Raw genomic sequence first — 15,589 nt, forward strand, 5'->3', positions numbered from 1 at the left:
TACGCAGTGCGGTACGGAATCGGGCCCGCGGAGCGATACTCCTTCCGTGAACCGGGAACCGTTCGTGGGCCGGGCGGCCGAACTGGCGATCCTGCGCGGCAGGCTCGCCGACGCCGCCGCGGGTTCCGGCGGGCTCGTGCTCGTCTCGGGGCCGCCAGGGATCGGCAAGACCAGGCTGGTCGAGGAGGCGGTGTCCGACGCGGCCTCCGTCGTGTGGGGCCGGTGCGCCGACGATCCGGGAGCGCCGCCGCTGTGGCCGTGGCGGCGCGTCGTCGAGGCGCTGCCGTCGGTCGATTCGGCCGTGACGGCCGCTTTCGCCGAGACCGAGGGCGCCGCCGACGTTCAGGCCGCACGGTTCCGGCTGGTCGCCGCCGCGTCGGACGCGCTGGTGGCCGCCGCCGAACCCTCGGGCCTGGTCGTCGTCCTCGAGGATCTGCACTGGGCCGACGAGGCGTCCTTGCGTCTTCTGCGACATCTGGCGGGGGAGCTGCGGCGCTCGAAGCTGGCCGTGATCGCGACGCATCGGGACACCGGGCACACGCCTGCGCTGGACACGGCCCTGCCGGATCTCCTGCGCCGTCCAGGCGCGCGAAGCATCGCGCTGCCGCCGTTGGCCGAGCCCGAGGCGCGAAAGCTCCTCACCGGATTGGCGGAGGACGAAGCGTGCGAGGCGTATCGGCGTTCCGGCGGGAACCCGCTCTATCTCGGCGCGATCGCGCGTTCGGCAGGCGGAGTGGAACTCGGCCACCTCGTACGGGCCACGGTGACGGCGCTCGGTCCGGTGGTTCGGCGGCTGCTGGCCATCGCGGCGGTGATCGGCGAAGAAGTAGAAGCGGCCCTCCTCGCGAAGGTGGCCGGTCTGTCGTTCGAAGAGGTGGCCGACGGGCTCGATCAAGCCGCGAAGGCCGGGGTGCTGCGCGAGGGGCGGTTTGCGCACGCCGTCGTCCGAGACGGGATTTACGCGGATCTGGCGCAAAGCGAGCGGGAGGCGTTCCACGGTCGCGTCGCGGCGGCGCTCGAAAAAGACGCCCGGCGCGATCCCGCGCTCGCCGGGACGGTCGCGGGGCACTGGCTGCGCTCGGCGTCCGCGCCGGAGAAGACGGCGGAATGGGCGGCGATCGCGGCCGCGGAAGCGAACCGGGCACTGGCCTTCGACGAGGCCGCGCGCTTCCTCGCGATCGCGCTGGACGCCCGTGCGAAGGCCGGACTGTCCGAAGTGGACCGTGCCGGCCTGCTGCTCGACCTCGCCGTCGCCGAATACCGGACCGGCCGGTTCGCGCGAAGTCTCGACCACGCCCGGCGCGCCGCCGACGCCGGGTTGCTCGCTCGCGCGGCACTGGTGGTCCGCGACGTCGCGGCGCCGGACCTTCTTCCCGGCATCCGCGATCTGGCCACCCGCGCGCTCGCGGCCGACGGCGTCGACCGCACGACGCGGGCACGTCTGCTGGCGCACAGCGCGTCGGTGGAAGCCGACTACGGCCGGTTCGCCGAAGCGGGGAAGCTCGCGGACGAGGCCTTCGCGCTCGCTGAGGAATCAGGCGATCCCGAAGCGCTGGTCGACGCCGTCCGCGCCCGGATGAAGGTCGCACCCGAAAAGCTGCCGTTACCCGAAAGGCTGCGGCTCGGTGCCATGGCCGCCGAACTGGGGACGCGGACCGGGCGGCCATTGGTTTCCTTGTGGGGCCACAAATGGCGGATCGACGCGGCACTGGAGGACGGGCGGATGGCGCTCGTCGACGACGAACTCGTCGCGGTGACGGCCTTGGCCCGGCTGACGAGGCTGCCACTGGTCCGCTGGCACGACCTGCGGCTGCGCAGTTCGGTGCTGGCGTTGCGCGGAGATCTGGCCGAGGCACGCGAACTCGACCTCGCGGCCGAGGAACTGGCGGACACCGAACTCGCGGACGACTTCTCCGCGAAAGGGATGTCCTACGCCTTTCGTACCCAGCTCGTGCTGCTCACGGGTGATCCCGGCGATCTCCGCGGGGATTACGCGAGCCTCCTGGAGCGGGCCCCGCATCTGCCGGTCACTTTGGTCTCGCGGCCGCTGCTGAGCCTGCTCATGAGCGATCTCGACGAGGCGAGGGTCCGGTACGAGCAGTTGGTCCCGCTGGTGCGGAGCCCGGAGTTCGCCTTGCACACCACCGGTGCGCTGCCCAATCTCGTGCCGCTGGTCGAGGCCTTCCACGACACCGAGATGGCGGAGTACCTGTTGCGGCGCCTCGAAGAAGTGCGGCCTATCGCGGCAGGCGGCGCCGGCGTCTTCTGCACCGGCTCGACCCTGGAGCAGCCCGCCCGCCTCAACGCCGTCCTGGGCCGCCACGACGAGGCTGTGCGGTTGTACGAGCGGACGATCGCCGTCAACGAGAGCATCGGCGCCCGGCCCGGTGTCGCCCAGGCTCGGTTGCTGCTCGCCGAAACGCTGGTCGTCCTGGGCGATCTCGTTCGCGCGCAAGGGATCGCGCGCGACGCGCTCGACGAGTTCCGGCGGCTGACCATGCCGGGACCGCTCGCGCGGGCCGCGGCGCTGCTCGACCGGATCCGCGCCGGACGCCGCGCCGCGGACCCGCTCACCGGGCGGGAGCGCGAGATCGTCGCCCTGCTCGCCGACGCGCTGAGCAACCGCCGGATCGCCGAGAAACTGGTGCTTTCCGAACGTACGGTGGAAAGCCACGTCCGGAGCATCCTGGCGAAACTGGGCCTGGCGAACCGGACCGAGGTCGTCGCGTGGGCGAGCAGGGAAGGCCTCAGGGACTGACGGTCAGCTTGCCGAGAATGCGCGCGACGACGGCGTCGAGGTTGTCTTCGAGGAAGAAATGACCGCCATCGAACACCTCCATCTCGAACGAACCGGTGGTGTGCTCGCGCCAGTTTTCGACGTCCGGGAGGTGCAGGACCGGGTCCGCGTTCCCGGCGAGCGCCACGACCGGGCAGCTCACGTCGGGGCCGGGCCGGTAGCGATAGGTCTCGACGGCCTTGTAGTCGCCGCGCAGCGCGGGCAACGCGAGCGCGCGGATGTCCGGGTCGGCGAAGATCGTGGGATCCGTGCCGCCGAGACGGCTGACCTCGTCGAGAAAGGTGTCGTCGTCGGCGAGGTGGTGCGACTTCTCCTTCTGGATATCGGGGCCACGGCGGGCCGAGACGAACAGCGCCGCCGGGACGATCCCGCGTGCTTCGAGCCGCCGGGCGACCTCGAAACCGACGATCGCACCCATGCTGTGCCCGAAGAGGGCGAAGGGCCCCGGGAGCGCGGCGGCGACGTCCACCAGGTGCTCGGCCAGGACGTGGACGTCGTCGATGACCGGCTCGCCCATCCGGTCCTGCCGTCCCGGGTACTGGGCGGTGTGCACCTCGATCGTGGGCGAGAGCGCCGCCGAAAACGCGCGGTACGCGCTCGCCGATCCACCCGCGTGCGGGAAGGCGAGGAGCCGCATCCCGGCCGACGGCGCCCGATGGAAACACCGGGTCCAGCTGCTCGGAGCCTGTCCTGCCATCGAAAAACCCCCAATCCGCGCGGGAACGGCCCGCACGACACTGGAATGTACGGGGGATTCGCGGAATGCGTCCATGCTTGTGCGGGGTTGTTCACGCTGGGAACACTTGGGGAAGGGAGCGAGCGTGGCGGAGGACCTGAAGATCAGGATCGGTGCCGGGCTGGGGACCGGGACGGCGCCAGGGGAGTTCGGTGCCGCGGTCGATCTGCTGGAGCGGGCGGGCGTCGATTCGCTCTGGCTGCCCGAGGCGGTGTACTCGCCGAGGATCGACCCGGTCGTCGGGCTGACGCACGCGCTCGCCCGCACCACGAAACTGAAGGTCGGCACCGGGGTGATGGTGCTGCCCGGCCGTGACCCGGTCCTGGTCGCCAAACAACTCGCCTCCCTCGCCGCGCTGGCGCCGAAGCGGGTCCTGCCGGTCTTCGGGCTGAAGCCCGCGCGCGACGCGGAACTGCCGTTGTTCCCGGTGCCGCAGGGTCGCCGCGCCGCGGTGTTCGACGAGTCGTTGCGGCTGATCAGGGCGTTGCTGGAACAGGAAGAGGTGACCTTCGAGGGCGAGTTCTTCCGCGTCGAGGGCACGGGTCTCGGCATGCGACCGGTCAAGCGGCTCGACCTCTGGCTCGGCGGGAAGGCGCCGGGCGCGCTTCGGCGGGTCGGCAGGCTCGCGGACGGCTGGCTGGCCAGCTTCCTCACGCCGGAGGAGGCGCGTGCCGGCCGGGAGGCGATCCAGGAGGCCGCGGCAGAGGCGGGCCGGGAAATCGAGGCCGACCATTTCGGTATCAGCCTCATCGTCGCGGAGGACGGGATCCCGGACGCGCTCGCGGCTTCGATCGCGGCCCGGTCCGAGGCGGACCCGTCCCGGCTGATCGCGGGCAGCTGGCGTGCCGCCCGCGATCTGGTCGCCGAGTACGTCGACGCCGGGCTGAGCAAGTTCGTGCTGTACCCGGCCGGGCCGGAGCCGATCGAGCGGTTCGTCGAGAACTTCGTCGAGTACGCCGTGCCGCTGCAGAACTAGTGAGTCACCGTGGTCGTGAGTGGCAGTGGCCCGCGTTACGAGTCCGGTCACGACGGTCAGACCGCCGGAGACCCCTCACCCGCCAACCAGCCACGCCGAGTGGCCACATGAGGCGAAGGCGTGATCCGTCGGGCAGCTGACGCCCGCTAGTCGAACTTCAGCTCTTCGGTCCGCCTCGGCATCAGCAGCAGCGCGCCGACGCTGAGCACGGCGACCACCAGCATCGCCAGGAAGACGTGGTGCGTGGCGTCCGCTAGGGCGCCACGCACGAACGTCGTCGTCGGCGTGTCCGGGCCATGGCCCTCCAGGACGACACTGGTCGCGTCGACCCCGGACGGCAGGCCGGTGACCCCCGCGGGCGGGCTCGCGAAGCGGTTCGCCAGGGTGGCGTTCGCGATCGCGCCGAAGATCGCCACGCCCACGGCGCTGCCCAGCGAGCGGCTGAACATATTGGTCGCGGTGACGACGCCCCGCCGTTCCCACCCGATCGTGGACTGCACGGCGATCAGCGTCGGGCTCGACGCCAGACCCAGCCCCAGCCCGAGGACGAACGCGGCCGAGGCCGCCAGCCAGATCGACGACCCCGCCGTCAGGAACACGGTGAGCGCCGCGCCCGCGATGACGATCCCGCTGCCGATCAGCGCGGTGTCCCGGAACCCGATCCGCATGTAGACCCGGCCCGCCAATGACGCCGAGATCGGCCAGCCGACGGTCAGCGCCGCCAGCGCGAATCCGGCGACGAGCGCGCCGGTGCCGAGCACACCTTGGGAGAAGGTCGGCAGATACGAGGTGAGGCCCATCAGCAGCATGCCGACGACGACGGCGATCAGGTTCCCGCCGATCAGGGTCCGTTTGGTGAAGATCCACAGCGGCAGCACCGGCTCGTCGGCCTTGCGTTCCACGAACACGAACACCGCCAGCAGCACCACCGCGCCGCCGAAGATCGCCAGGCTCGGCGCGGACGCCCAGCCCCAGGCGACCCCGCCCTCCAGCAGGCCGAGGATCAGCAGCGAACAGCCGAGGGTGAGCAGCGTGGCGCCGAGGTAGTCGATGCGGTGCGAGCGGCGTTCGACGCGCTCGCGGAAGTTCCGGAACAGCATCCACGCCGCCAGCGCGCCGAGCGGGAGGTTGATGAAGAAGATCCAGCGCCAGTCGAGGTACTCGGCGAACACGCCGCCCAGCGTCGGCCCGACCACCGACGAGATGGCCCACACGCTGGCGAGATAGCCCTGCACCCTCGCGCGTTCCTCGACCGTGTACATGTCGCCGACCATGGTCAGCGCGATCGGCTGGATGGCGCCCGCGCCGATGCCCTGCACCGCGCGGGCGGCGATCAGCACCGGCATGCTCCAGGCCGCGCCGCAGAGCACCGAGCCCACCAGGAACGCCGCGATCCCGAAGAACATCACCGGGCGCCTGCCGAGGACGTCGGCGAACTTGCCGTACAGCGGGACGGTGACCGCCTGCGTCAGCAGGTAGATCGAGAACAGCCACGGGAACTGCGAGAACCCGCCCAGATCGGCGACCACCGAGGGCACCGCCGTGGCGATGATGGTCGAGTCCAGCGCGATCAGGCCGGAACACAGCATCACGGCGATCAGGACGGGGCCGCGTTCGGACCGGAAACCGACCCCTTCCTTCGCGGTGACCGGGGCCGGGGTCGTCATCTGTGGCGGTCTCCTCGGGCTCATGAACGACTTCAACTATTTCGCATGGGTAAGCATTCCACGGAGACACCCGGTCATGGGACCGATTTTTTCCGTGAGCTATCCCGCAAAATGGATCAGATGAGCACCTGGATCCGCCCGATCGGCCGCGGCTGGGCCGTCCGCGACAGCGTCCCCGGCCCCGACGTCGACGAGTTCGCCGACCCGGGCCGGGTGGAGGCCGCCCTCGCCGGGGCGCGCGGCGACAGCCTGCTGGCGGTCCAGCATCCGGCGAGGACCCCGGCCGCGCTGGCGGGCGGCCTCTCGATCGAAGCGGCGTTGCCGCAGGCCAGGGCGACGTTCGAGCGGATACGGGAGCGGCACTATCGCCCGGTCGCCGACGTCGTCGCGCCGTATCGCATCGACGGACCGGACGGTGTCGCGCTGGGTGTGCTGTGCCTGGTCGATCCGGCCGCGGTCCGGGACGACGGGGTGACCCGGGTGCGGCATACCGAGGACGTCTATCCGGACGTCGTCGCGGAGCGGGCCGCGATGCTCGCCGGGCTCGGTGTCGCGACGAGTGCCGCGATGCTGGTCCCCGCGACCGGCGGCCGGGACCTGACCGCGCTGATCGAGCGGTTCTGCCGAGGACAGGTACCGAGCCTGTCCACAGTGGACGGAGCGGGGCGCGAACACGAACTGTGGCTCGCCTGCCCCGGCCCGGCCCAGGACGAACTGCTGGCGGCCCTGGACGAGCTGGATCTCTTGGTCGCGGACGGCAACCACCGGGTCGCGGCCGCCGCGGCCTCCGGACGCGGCGCGTTGCTCGCGCTGGTCACCGGCGGGCCGGGGCTGCGGATCGGGCCCATCCACCGGGTGCTCGCCGGCACCGGCCTCGACCCGGCCACCCTTCTCCGGCGCTGGACGGAGGCGGGGTTCGACGTCCATCCCGGTCCGCCAGGCCCGCCCGCCGAGCCGGGCGAGGTGACCGTACTCGCGGGCGAGTCGGCGTTCCGGGTTTCGCTCGGCAAGGCGGGCGGCGACCACGCGGTGGTGGAGCAGGGGCTGCTTCGCGGAGCGCTCGGCGTCGACCCGGAAGGGCCGGACGTGCGTCCCCTGCTGCCGGGCGCGCCGGTGCCCGAGGACGCGGACGCGGTGTTCCTGCTGGCCCCGGTCCCGTACGCGGAGGTGCTCGCCGTGCACGCGGCCGGATCGCGGATGCCGAGGAAGGCCACCTACTTCACGCCGAAGCCGCGCAGCGGGCTCCTCCTGGCCGAACTCTGACGCCGCGCTTTTGTCGGTGACGCGGCCTAGGATCGGCCTCGTGGAACTGCCCGTGATGCCCCCCGTCAAGCCGATGCTGGCCAAGGCCGTGCACGAGCTGCCCCGCACGCCGGGGCTGCTGTACGAGCCGAAGTGGGACGGCTTCCGGTGCGTGGTGTTCCGCGACGGCGACGAGGTCGTGCTGGGCTCGCGTAACGACAGGCCGCTGACGAGGTATTTCCCCGAGCTGGTCGACCTGCTGAAGGACGCGCTGCCCGAGCGCTGTGTCGTCGACGGCGAGATCGTGCTGGTCACCGAGGGCGGGCTCGACTTCGAAACGCTCCAGCTGCGCCTGCATCCGGCGGCGTCCCGTGTGCGGAAGCTGGCCGAGGAGACGCCGGCCAGTTTCGTGGTGTTCGACCTGCTCGCGCTGGACGACCGGGATCTGACGCCCGAACCGTTCGGAGAGCGGCGGAAGCTGCTCGAAAGCGTCGTCGACACGAAGTTCGCCCGGGTCCACCTCACCCCGCTGTCCGAGGATCCCGACGTCGCCCAGGACTGGTTCACGCGGTTCGAGGGCGCGGGTTTCGACGGCGTGATGGCCAAACCCGCCGACGCGCCGTACGAACAGGACAAGCGGGTGATGTGGAAGGTCAAGCACCAGCGGACGGCGGACTGCGTCGTCGCGGGGTTCCGGTGGCACAAGGACGGTGTCGGCGTCGGGTCGTTGCTGCTCGGGCTCTACAACGACGAAGGTGTCCTGCACAGTGTGGGCGTGGCCAGCAGTTTCACCGCCGCGAGGCGTCGTGAGCTGGTGGACGAGCTCGCGCCGCTGCGGGAGAACGCGCTGGAGAACCACCCGTGGCGCGAGTGGGCCGAGACCCACGAGGAGGCGGGCGGCCGCATGCCGGGCGCGGGCAGCCGGTGGGCGCCGCAGAAGGACCTGAGCTGGGAGCCGCTCCGTATCGAATGGGTCGCCGAAGTCCGCTACGAACACGTCGAGGGCACCAGGTTCCGCCACGGCGGGAGGCTCGTGCGCTTCCGCCCCGACCGCGAACCTGCCTCGTGCACGTATGCGCAGCTCGAAGAGGTCCCGCCCGCCGAGCTGGCCACTTTGTTCACCGAACTGGGGGAAACATGAAGGCGGAGCCGGTCACGCTGGAGCTCGACGGCGTCGAGGTCACCGTGTCCAATCCGGGCAAGGTCTACTTCCCGGAGCACGGCGAGACCAAACTGGACCTCGTCGAGTACTACCGCGCGGTCTCGGTCCCGCTGCTGGCGCAGCTCGGCGGCAGGCCCCTGCTGCTGGAACGCTATCCCGACGGCGCCGGCGGGAAGTCGTGGTTCCAGAAGCGGGTCCCGAAGAACGCGCCCGGCTGGCTGACGACGACGGTGGTGTCCACCCCGAACGGGACCACTTCGGACGCGCTCGTGGCGAAGGACCTAGCGCACATCGTCTGGGCGGTGAATCAGGGCTGCCTCGGTTTCCATGTCTGGCCGAACCGGGCCGACACGCTGGACATCAGCGACCAGCTCCGCGTCGATCTCGATCCGTCGCCGGGGATCGGCTTCCCCGAACTGCGGCACGGGGCCATCCTGGCCAAGGCGTTGCTCGAAGAGCTGGGCATCACCGCGCAGCTGAAGACCTCGGGTTCGCGCGGCCTGCATCTCTACGTGCCGCTGGAACCGAAGTGGGACGGTTACGAGGTCCGCGCGGCCGCCGTCGCGCTCGCCCGCGAACTCGAACGCCGCCACCCGGAAGAGATGACGGCGCAGTGGTGGAAGGAAGAACGCGGCTCCCGGGTGTTCGTCGACTTCAACCAGAACGCGCCGCACAAGACGGTGTTCGGCGCGTGGTGTGTGCGGCCGCGGGTCGGTGGGCAGGTGTCGACGCCGATCGGCTGGGACGAACTGGACACCATCGAGCCGGACAAGCTCACTCTGTCCACTGTGCCCGCTCGGCTCACCGAACGCGGAGACCCTTGGGAGGGAACGGAACCCCAGTCGATCGAGCCGTTGCTCGAAATGTCCAGGAAGGACATGGCGAACGGGCTGATGGACGCGCCCTGGCCGCCCGTCTACCCGAAGATGCCGAACGAGCCTCCCCGCGTCGCGCCGAGCAGGGCCAAGAAAGACAGCGTTTAGTCCTCTGAATGCGGTAGTTGCCCGCGCAAGGACCGCATTCAGAGGACGAAACGCGGGGGTGTCAGAGCGGCAGGTCGAAAGCGAGTTGCGTGTTCGCGGCGGGTTCGGCCTTGCGCGTGGACCGGTGGCCGGGGAGGGTCGCGGCGCAGCGGGGGCACGGGGCGACGTCGGTGGTGGTGAGATCCACCGGCGTCCACAGCCGGGCTTCCTTTTCCCCGCAGGCGGAACGCCGGTAGCGGAGGTCTTCGGAGCGGGTCATCAGATGCGCGGCGGGGGAGTCCTCCGGCAGCGCGCCGACCAGGTACCAGCGTCCGGCGGTGTTCGTCATGGAACTGTCCTCCCGATACAGGTGGTCCAGCTCGAGATTCCTTCCGGAAGCCAGTGTCAAGCAGACGCGCGACGAAACCCGGTATTTCGCGGCCTTTCGGCGTGTCAGTTCCGAATTCAGTCCTGGATGAACCGCAGCACGCGCAACATGGCCCGGTCGTCGACGGTCTCGGGATCGTCCGCGACACATGTTTCGAGTCGCGCGGTGACGGCTTCGGTGTCGATCCCCGAGCCGATCAGCACGAGTTCGCTCCGGCGCGGCAGGCCGGCGGGCCACGCCGACCGGTCCAGCTGGATGAAGGAGCCGACGGTGTGCAGGCCGAACCGGGACCGCGGGCCGTTCGGGCCGAAGTCGAGGAAACCCTTGATCCGGTAGAGCCCGCCGGGGCGCTGTTCGAGGAAGTCCATCAGCCGTCGCGGGTCCAGCGGCCGTTCGCTGGTGAAGGCGACGCTGTCGTACGCGGTGTGGAAGTGATGCTCGTGGTCGTGCTCCTCCTCGCGGAGGTCGTCGAACGACAGCTGGCCCGCCCGTTCGCGTGGCCGGGCGTCGAAGAACAGGGTGGGGTCGATCCGGCCGTGGGAGGTCGCGATCACCGGCGTGCCGGGGGCGATCTCGTCGATCGTGCCGCGCAGTTTGGCCAGGGTGTCCTCGTCGGCCCGGTCGGTCTTGTTGAGCACGACCACGTCGGCGAACCCGAGGTGCTCGTCCAGCTCCGGGTGCCGCTTCCTGGTCGACTCGAATTCGGCGGCGTCGACGAGCTCGACCAGTCCGCCGTAGGCGATGGCGGGGTTCTCGCTGGCGATCATCAGACGGATGAGGTCACGCGGTTCGGCGAGCCCGCTGGCTTCGATCACGATGACGTCGATCCCGGCCTCGGCCTCGGAGAGCTTCGCGAGCATGGCGTCGAGGCCGCTCGCGTCGACGGCGCAGCACAGGCAGCCGTTGCCGAAGGACATCATGGTGTCGACCTGGCCGGAGACGGCCATCGCGTCGACCGCGATACTGCCGAAGTCGTTGACCACGACCCCGATCCGCGCGCCCTGCCGGTTGGCCAGCAGGTGGTTGAGCAGGGTGGTCTTGCCGGAGCCGAGGAAGCCCGCGATCAGGATGACCGGAATCCGCCTGTCGACCACGATTTTCCTTTCCGTCGGAGCTCCTCGCACTCTAGCGACGGTGGGAGCGGGCCATTACACCGGCACGGGGAAAGAGCAGAAGGGATCGCTGTCGAATACGCTCGAAAGAGTGATTAACAACGATCATAAAGTGATCTTGGCTGGACGTGATCATTTCACGTGAGGCAATTCGGTGAATATCCCGCGAAGTCGTACTCAATTCCAAATATTGTCGTCCACAAGTGTTCTAGCTGGGGAAATGTCACCATGGTCGAAGCTTCTGCCATTTGGAGGATCGTGGTTGTCTTTCGGTGGGGTATCGTCTTTCGTCTGGTCCGGACCCGGCCGTCTCGCCGATCAGGCAGGATCCCTCCGGGCATTTCCGAGTGCAGGAGGAATGGTGATCGTTCCCGCCGCCGGTGCCGGCGTCGAATTCGGAGAGTGGGAGGCCGAGGTGGCGACGGCCTCCATGCGGGTGACGGATATCCCTCGCTTGCCTCCGGGGACGGCGCCGCGGGAACGGAGCGTGGACGTGGCCGAGGCGGAGGACTTCCTCCGGCTCTTCCACGCCGAAACGGATGGTGAGCCCACGCGGCTGAGCGAGCGGCTCGACCGGGTCCGCGCCGAGATCGGCGAGACCGGCACGTACCGCCACACGACGGCCGAGATCGAGTTCGGCGCGCGGGTGGCCTGGCGGAATTCCGCCCGGTGCATCGGCAGGCTGTACTGGCAGGGGCTGAGGGTGCGGGATCGCCGGGACGTCGTCGGAGCCGCCGCCGTCGCCGAGGAATGCGTCACCCATTTGCGGGAGGCGACCCGTGGCGGCCGGATCCGCCCGACCATCACCGTGTTCGCGCCGGACAGCCCCGAGCGGCCCGGCCCGAAGATCCGCAACGACCAGCTCGTCCGGTACGCCGGGTACCGGCTGAGCGACGGCTCGGTGCTGGGCGATCCGCGCTACGCCGACTTCACCGAGACCGTCCGGGAACACGGCTGGCGCCCGCCCGAACGCAAGGGGTCGTTCGACGTCCTTCCGCTGCTCATCGAGTCCGGGCCGGGGGAGCGGCGGCTGTTCCGGCTGCCACAGGACGCTGTGCTGGAAGTCCCGCTGTCGCATCCCGACCACCGCTGGTTCGCCGGGCTCGGGCTGCGCTGGCACGCGGTGCCGGCGATCAGCGACATGCGGCTGGTCGTCGGCGGGATCACCTACCCGGCGGCACCGTTCAACGGCTGGTATCTCGCCACCGAGATCGGCGCGCGCAACCTGGCCGACACCGACCGCTACGACCTGCTGCCGGTGATCGCGGACCTGATGGGCCTGTCGACGAAGTCGGAACGCACCCTGTGGCGCGACCGCGCGCTCGTCGAGCTGACGCTGGCCGTCCAGCACTCCTTCGACGCGGCGGGCGTGACCGTCGCCGACCATCACACCGAATCGCGGCGGTTCCTCACGCATATCGCCAAGGAGGAACGCGCGGGACGCCGTTGCCGGGCCGAGTGGAGCTGGATAGTCCCGCCGCTGTCCGGCGGGCAGACCGCCGTGTTCCATCGCTACTACGACGAACCCGATCCGGCGGCGAGACCGGCGTTCCTGCCTCCCGGGTAGCGCTCCGACGGGTGAAGAGGTGAGCCGGATGCGGCGTGTCGACGGGCTGGGCGGTGGCACGGCAGACGGCCGCGCGGACAATGGCGGCATGACCGCAGTGCTCGTCGCCCATGCCGGCAAGTCCGGCGGGACAAGGGAGATCGCCGAGGTGATCGCCGCCGAACTGCGGGAAAGCGGTCTGACGGCCGATCTGCTGGACGCGGCCGAAGTCGAGGACGTCGAGCCGTACGGCGCGGTGATCGTCGGGAGCGCGCTGTACCACCGGCGCTGGCGCCCGGAGGCGGTGCGCCTGCTCACCGAGCACGAGGAGGCGCTCCGGAGCCGGCCGGTCTGGTTGTTCCACAGCGGGCCGTGCGGGCCGTTCGCCGCGGGCAAGCGGGTGAGCCTGCCCGCGGGGGTCGCCCTGCTGGCCGCGAGGATCGACGCCGAGCGCACGGCCACGTTCGGCGGCAGGCTCACCCCGGCCACCGCGAGCGGCCTGTTCTGGAAGATCATGGCCGCGGGTCCGTGGGCGGGCGACTTCCGTGACTGGCCGTCGATCCGGGCGTGGGCCCGTGACGTCGGCCGCCGGGTGCGCATCCGTGTCGCGTTGTGAAGGCCCGTTTCGTCGGTGCCCTGCCGTAAGGTGCCTCCCATGGACAAACGGTTCACCGCGACGCTGGTCAAGAGCCCGGAGAAGGGTGGCTGGACGTACGTGGTCATGCCCGGCTCCGCCGAGTTCTTCGGCACCAAGGGGCTGGTGAAGGTCCGCGGCACCGTCGACGGGTATCCGTTCCGGAGCTCGTTCATGGCGCTGGGCGACGGCACCCACAAGCTCCCGGTGAAGGCCGACGTGCGCAAGGCGATCGGCAAGGAGGAGGGTGACACGGTGGAGGTCGTCCTGCTCGAACGGTTGGAGGGCTGAGTGGCCGCGGTGTGGAAGCCGTCCCCGGTCATCAAGATCTACGAGGCACTCGGCGCGATCGCCGACGGGCGGGTCGAGGTCGACGGTGACACCGCGCGGGTCGCGTCGTCGGACAAGGCCAAGACGTACGACGTCCGCCATGACCCGGCGGCGGGGTCGATCACGGCCAACGACAACGGGTCCTACTGGCAGGGCTACCTCGGGTACCCGGGCATCGCGTACCTGATGGAGCGCGGCGTGCTCGCCTACGACGGCGGCCTCACCGCCGGGCTGGCCGGTGTGCCGTGGAAGGAACTCGCCACCGAGTACCGCAATGACTGGGCGAAGGTCGAGAAGCACGTCCGAGAAGAGCTGGCGGCCAAGGGCGTGGATCTGGACCGGTTCGACGCCGGGATCGCGGAGATCTCCAGCGGGCTCGAGAAGTTGGCGCTCACCAAGCTTTCCCCTCGTCAGCGACCGCCGAAGTGAGCGAAGCGTTCTTCACTTGACCTTGAGTTAAGTCGAGGTCTTAGCGTGAGCCAGGTCAAGATCCCTGGGGCACGTGAGGAGAACACTCCGATGGCTGTTTCGCTGGAACGGCGGGCGAAAGCGGTTCCGCCGCCGGACAAGGTTCCGGCCGAGACCTGGCGGATGGCCTGGGTGATCGTGCTCGGCGCGTTCATGACCATGCTGGACACCACGGTCCTCGCGGTCGGCGCCGAGACGCTCACCCGTGAGCTCGGCGCCGGAATCGCTTCCGTGCAATGGGTTTTCACCGCATACCTGGTCGCGCTGGCGGTCGCGCTGCCGCTGTGCGGCTGGCTCAGCCGCCGCTTCGGCGCGGGCCGGGTCTGGCTGGCTTCGCTGGCGGCGTTCACCGTCGCTTCGGTGCTGTGCGCGCTCGCCGGGGACATCGGCTGGCTGATCGGGCTGCGGGTGCTGCAGGGCCTCGCCGCCGGACTGCTCCTGCCCGCCGGGCAAACGGTGCTCGGTCAAGCGGTCGGTCCCGCCCGGCTCGGCCGTGTCATGGGGACACTGGGCATCGTGATGAGCGTCGGCCCGACGTTCGGCCCGGTCCTCGGCGGTGTCCTGCTGCGCGGTCTCTCGTGGGAGTGGCTGTTCCTGATCAACATCCCGGTCGGCGTGCTCGCGCTGGTACTCGGGTCGCGATTGGTGCCTCGCGGTGAGAAGGGTGCGGCGACCCGGCCGGACTGGCTCGGCTTCGTCCTGGTGAGCGTGGGAATCCCGGCGCTGCTGTACGGACTCACCGCCTGGGGCGAAGGCGGCGAAGAATTCGGTGCCGGGGTATTGGTGCCGCTCGCGGCCGGGCTCGTGCTGCTGGCGCTGTTCGTCCGGCGTTCGTGGGGCCGGGCGAACCCGGTCCTGGACCTGACCTTGTTCCGGAGCCGCGTCTACACCGCGGCGGTCGCTCTGTCCTTCTTCGCCGCACCGGCGTTGTTCGGCGCGCTTTTCCTGCTGCCGCTGTACTTCCAGGTGCTGGGCGGCAGCGGGGTCGTCGAGACGGGGCTGCTGCTGATGGGGCTCGGGCTCGGCTCGGCGATCGCGCTGCCGATCTCCGGCGCGCTCACCGACCGTTACGGCGCGGGCCTGGTCGCCGCCTGGGGGAGTGCCGCGACGCTCGCCACCACCGTCCCCTTCGCCATCGGCGGTTTCCCGCCGGACGGCCTCGTCGTGCAGATCCTGTTGGTGGCCAGGGGAATCGCCGTCGCGTTCCTGCTGATGCCCGCGACGACGGCCGGATACGCGGCCGTCACCAAGGACCAGTTGCCCGACGCGGCCGCGCAGATCAACATCGTCAGCCGCGTCGGGGGAGCCGCCGGGACGGCCCTGTTCGCCGTCGTCCTGGCGAACCTGCTGCCCGCGGGCGCGGACGCGGCGTTCCGGGCGACCTTCTGGTGGCTCACCGCCGCGGCCGCGGTCGCCGCGGTGCTGGGCGCGCGGCTCTGGTGGGTGACGCGCCGCAGGTGACCTCGTGAGTGGTGGGGGGGGGTTGTAAACGACGGCCCCCCGACGAGGACCCGGGCCCCCGCTGGGAGCCGGGGGTGGGGGCGGGGAGCCGGGTGGCGCGGGGGGCGC

At 70.4% G+C, this 15,589-nt stretch carries 14 protein-coding genes; 10 read left to right on the plus strand and 4 right to left on the minus strand.

Annotation, left to right across the window (positions count from 1 at the left end; genetic code table 11):
* The first annotated feature begins 46 nt into the window (after positions 1-46).
* Positions 47-2,758: an ATP-binding protein gene (locus tag ACFVM3_RS33070; RefSeq protein ID WP_378443835.1), complete on the plus strand. Its 2,712-nt coding sequence runs from the start codon at positions 47-49 to the stop codon at positions 2,756-2,758.
* Here ACFVM3_RS33070 and ACFVM3_RS33075 read toward each other — a convergent pair.
* On the minus strand, positions 2,748-3,494 hold the full coding sequence (locus tag ACFVM3_RS33075) for a thioesterase II family protein (protein WP_378443836.1): 747 nt from the start codon (positions 3,492-3,494) through the stop codon (positions 2,748-2,750). The genes ACFVM3_RS33070 and ACFVM3_RS33075 overlap by 11 nt on opposite strands.
* Before the next feature lie 124 nt (positions 3,495-3,618).
* Here ACFVM3_RS33075 and ACFVM3_RS33080 point away from each other — a divergent pair, with 124 nt between their 5' ends.
* Positions 3,619-4,509: a TIGR03854 family LLM class F420-dependent oxidoreductase gene (locus tag ACFVM3_RS33080; protein WP_378443837.1), complete on the plus strand. Its 891-nt coding sequence runs from the start codon at positions 3,619-3,621 to the stop codon at positions 4,507-4,509.
* A gap of 146 nt (positions 4,510-4,655) precedes the next feature.
* On the opposite strand, the gene ACFVM3_RS33085 is transcribed toward ACFVM3_RS33080, so the two are convergent.
* A complete protein-coding gene (locus ACFVM3_RS33085) occupies positions 4,656-6,176 on the minus strand; it encodes an MDR family MFS transporter (protein WP_378443838.1) in 1,521 nt (506 codons plus the stop codon).
* Positions 6,177-6,287: 111 nt separating this feature from the next.
* Here ACFVM3_RS33085 and ACFVM3_RS33090 point away from each other — a divergent pair, with 111 nt between their 5' ends.
* From ACFVM3_RS33090 to ligD, 3 genes are read left to right on the plus strand one after another with little or no spacing between them, the layout of a single operon-like run.
* The gene (locus ACFVM3_RS33090) at positions 6,288-7,439 is read left to right on the plus strand and encodes a DUF1015 family protein (protein WP_378443839.1); all 1,152 of its coding nucleotides are present in this window, start codon (positions 6,288-6,290) and stop codon (positions 7,437-7,439) included.
* 40 nt (positions 7,440-7,479) lie between these two features.
* Entirely contained in the window at positions 7,480-8,559 is a 1,080-nt protein-coding gene (locus tag ACFVM3_RS33095; RefSeq protein WP_378443840.1) for an ATP-dependent DNA ligase, read from the plus strand.
* Positions 8,556-9,563 (plus strand): non-homologous end-joining DNA ligase, encoded by a 1,008-nt coding sequence (gene ligD / locus ACFVM3_RS33100; protein ID WP_378443841.1) that lies wholly within the window; start codon positions 8,556-8,558, stop codon positions 9,561-9,563. Before ACFVM3_RS33095 ends, ligD begins: the two co-directional genes overlap by 4 nt.
* Before the next feature lie 61 nt (positions 9,564-9,624).
* Here the strand turns inward: ligD and ACFVM3_RS33105 are convergent, their stop codons facing one another.
* Positions 9,625-9,891, minus strand: coding sequence for a hypothetical protein (locus ACFVM3_RS33105; protein WP_378443842.1), 267 nt, complete (start codon positions 9,889-9,891; stop codon positions 9,625-9,627).
* 116 nt (positions 9,892-10,007) lie between these two features.
* Complete coding sequence (locus ACFVM3_RS33110; protein ID WP_378443843.1) at positions 10,008-11,024, minus strand: CobW family GTP-binding protein; 1,017 nt, start codon at positions 11,022-11,024, stop codon at positions 10,008-10,010.
* A gap of 376 nt (positions 11,025-11,400) precedes the next feature.
* Here ACFVM3_RS33110 and ACFVM3_RS33115 point away from each other — a divergent pair, with 376 nt between their 5' ends.
* The 5 genes from ACFVM3_RS33115 to ACFVM3_RS33135 all read left to right on the plus strand — a co-directional run bounded on the left by ACFVM3_RS33115 (position 11,401) and on the right by ACFVM3_RS33135 (position 15,481).
* Entirely contained in the window at positions 11,401-12,609 is a 1,209-nt protein-coding gene (locus ACFVM3_RS33115; protein WP_378443844.1) for a nitric oxide synthase oxygenase, read from the plus strand.
* An 88-nt stretch (positions 12,610-12,697) separates the two neighbouring features.
* The gene (locus ACFVM3_RS33120; RefSeq protein ID WP_378443848.1) at positions 12,698-13,204 is read left to right on the plus strand and encodes a flavodoxin domain-containing protein; all 507 of its coding nucleotides are present in this window, start codon (positions 12,698-12,700) and stop codon (positions 13,202-13,204) included.
* Between the two features lie 39 nt (positions 13,205-13,243).
* Positions 13,244-13,513, plus strand: a complete 270-nt coding sequence (locus tag ACFVM3_RS33125) for a DUF1905 domain-containing protein (protein WP_378443845.1) — start codon at positions 13,244-13,246, stop codon at positions 13,511-13,513.
* Positions 13,514-13,981, plus strand: a complete 468-nt coding sequence (locus tag ACFVM3_RS33130; protein WP_378443846.1) for a hypothetical protein — start codon at positions 13,514-13,516, stop codon at positions 13,979-13,981.
* Positions 13,982-14,071: 90 nt separating this feature from the next.
* A complete protein-coding gene (locus ACFVM3_RS33135) occupies positions 14,072-15,481 on the plus strand; it encodes a DHA2 family efflux MFS transporter permease subunit (RefSeq protein WP_378443847.1) in 1,410 nt (469 codons plus the stop codon).
* The last annotated feature ends 108 nt before the right edge of the window (positions 15,482-15,589 follow it).

Source organism: Amycolatopsis sp. NPDC057786 (assembly GCF_042797905.1).
In the GTDB taxonomy this organism is placed as follows: domain Bacteria; phylum Actinomycetota; class Actinomycetes; order Mycobacteriales; family Pseudonocardiaceae; genus Amycolatopsis.

What these genes read in the sequence shown, in the direction of transcription:
- ACFVM3_RS33075 (WP_378443836.1), bottom strand. Translation starts at nt 3,494, where the DNA reads ATGGCAGGACAGGCTCCGAGCAGCTGGACCCGGTGTTTCCATCGGGCG.
- ACFVM3_RS33085 (WP_378443838.1), bottom strand. Translation starts at nt 6,176, where the DNA reads ATGACGACCCCGGCCCCGGTCACCGCGAAGGAAGGGGTCGGTTTCCGG.
- ACFVM3_RS33090 (WP_378443839.1), top strand. Translation starts at nt 6,288, where the DNA reads ATGGATCAGATGAGCACCTGGATCCGCCCGATCGGCCGCGGCTGGGCC.
- ligD (WP_378443841.1), top strand. Translation starts at nt 8,556, where the DNA reads ATGAAGGCGGAGCCGGTCACGCTGGAGCTCGACGGCGTCGAGGTCACC.
- ACFVM3_RS33105 (WP_378443842.1), bottom strand. Translation starts at nt 9,891, where the DNA reads ATGACGAACACCGCCGGACGCTGGTACCTGGTCGGCGCGCTGCCGGAG.
- ACFVM3_RS33115 (WP_378443844.1), top strand. Translation starts at nt 11,401, where the DNA reads ATGGTGATCGTTCCCGCCGCCGGTGCCGGCGTCGAATTCGGAGAGTGG.
- ACFVM3_RS33120 (WP_378443848.1), top strand. Translation starts at nt 12,698, where the DNA reads ATGACCGCAGTGCTCGTCGCCCATGCCGGCAAGTCCGGCGGGACAAGG.
- ACFVM3_RS33125 (WP_378443845.1), top strand. Translation starts at nt 13,244, where the DNA reads ATGGACAAACGGTTCACCGCGACGCTGGTCAAGAGCCCGGAGAAGGGT.
- ACFVM3_RS33135 (WP_378443847.1), top strand. Translation starts at nt 14,072, where the DNA reads ATGGCTGTTTCGCTGGAACGGCGGGCGAAAGCGGTTCCGCCGCCGGAC.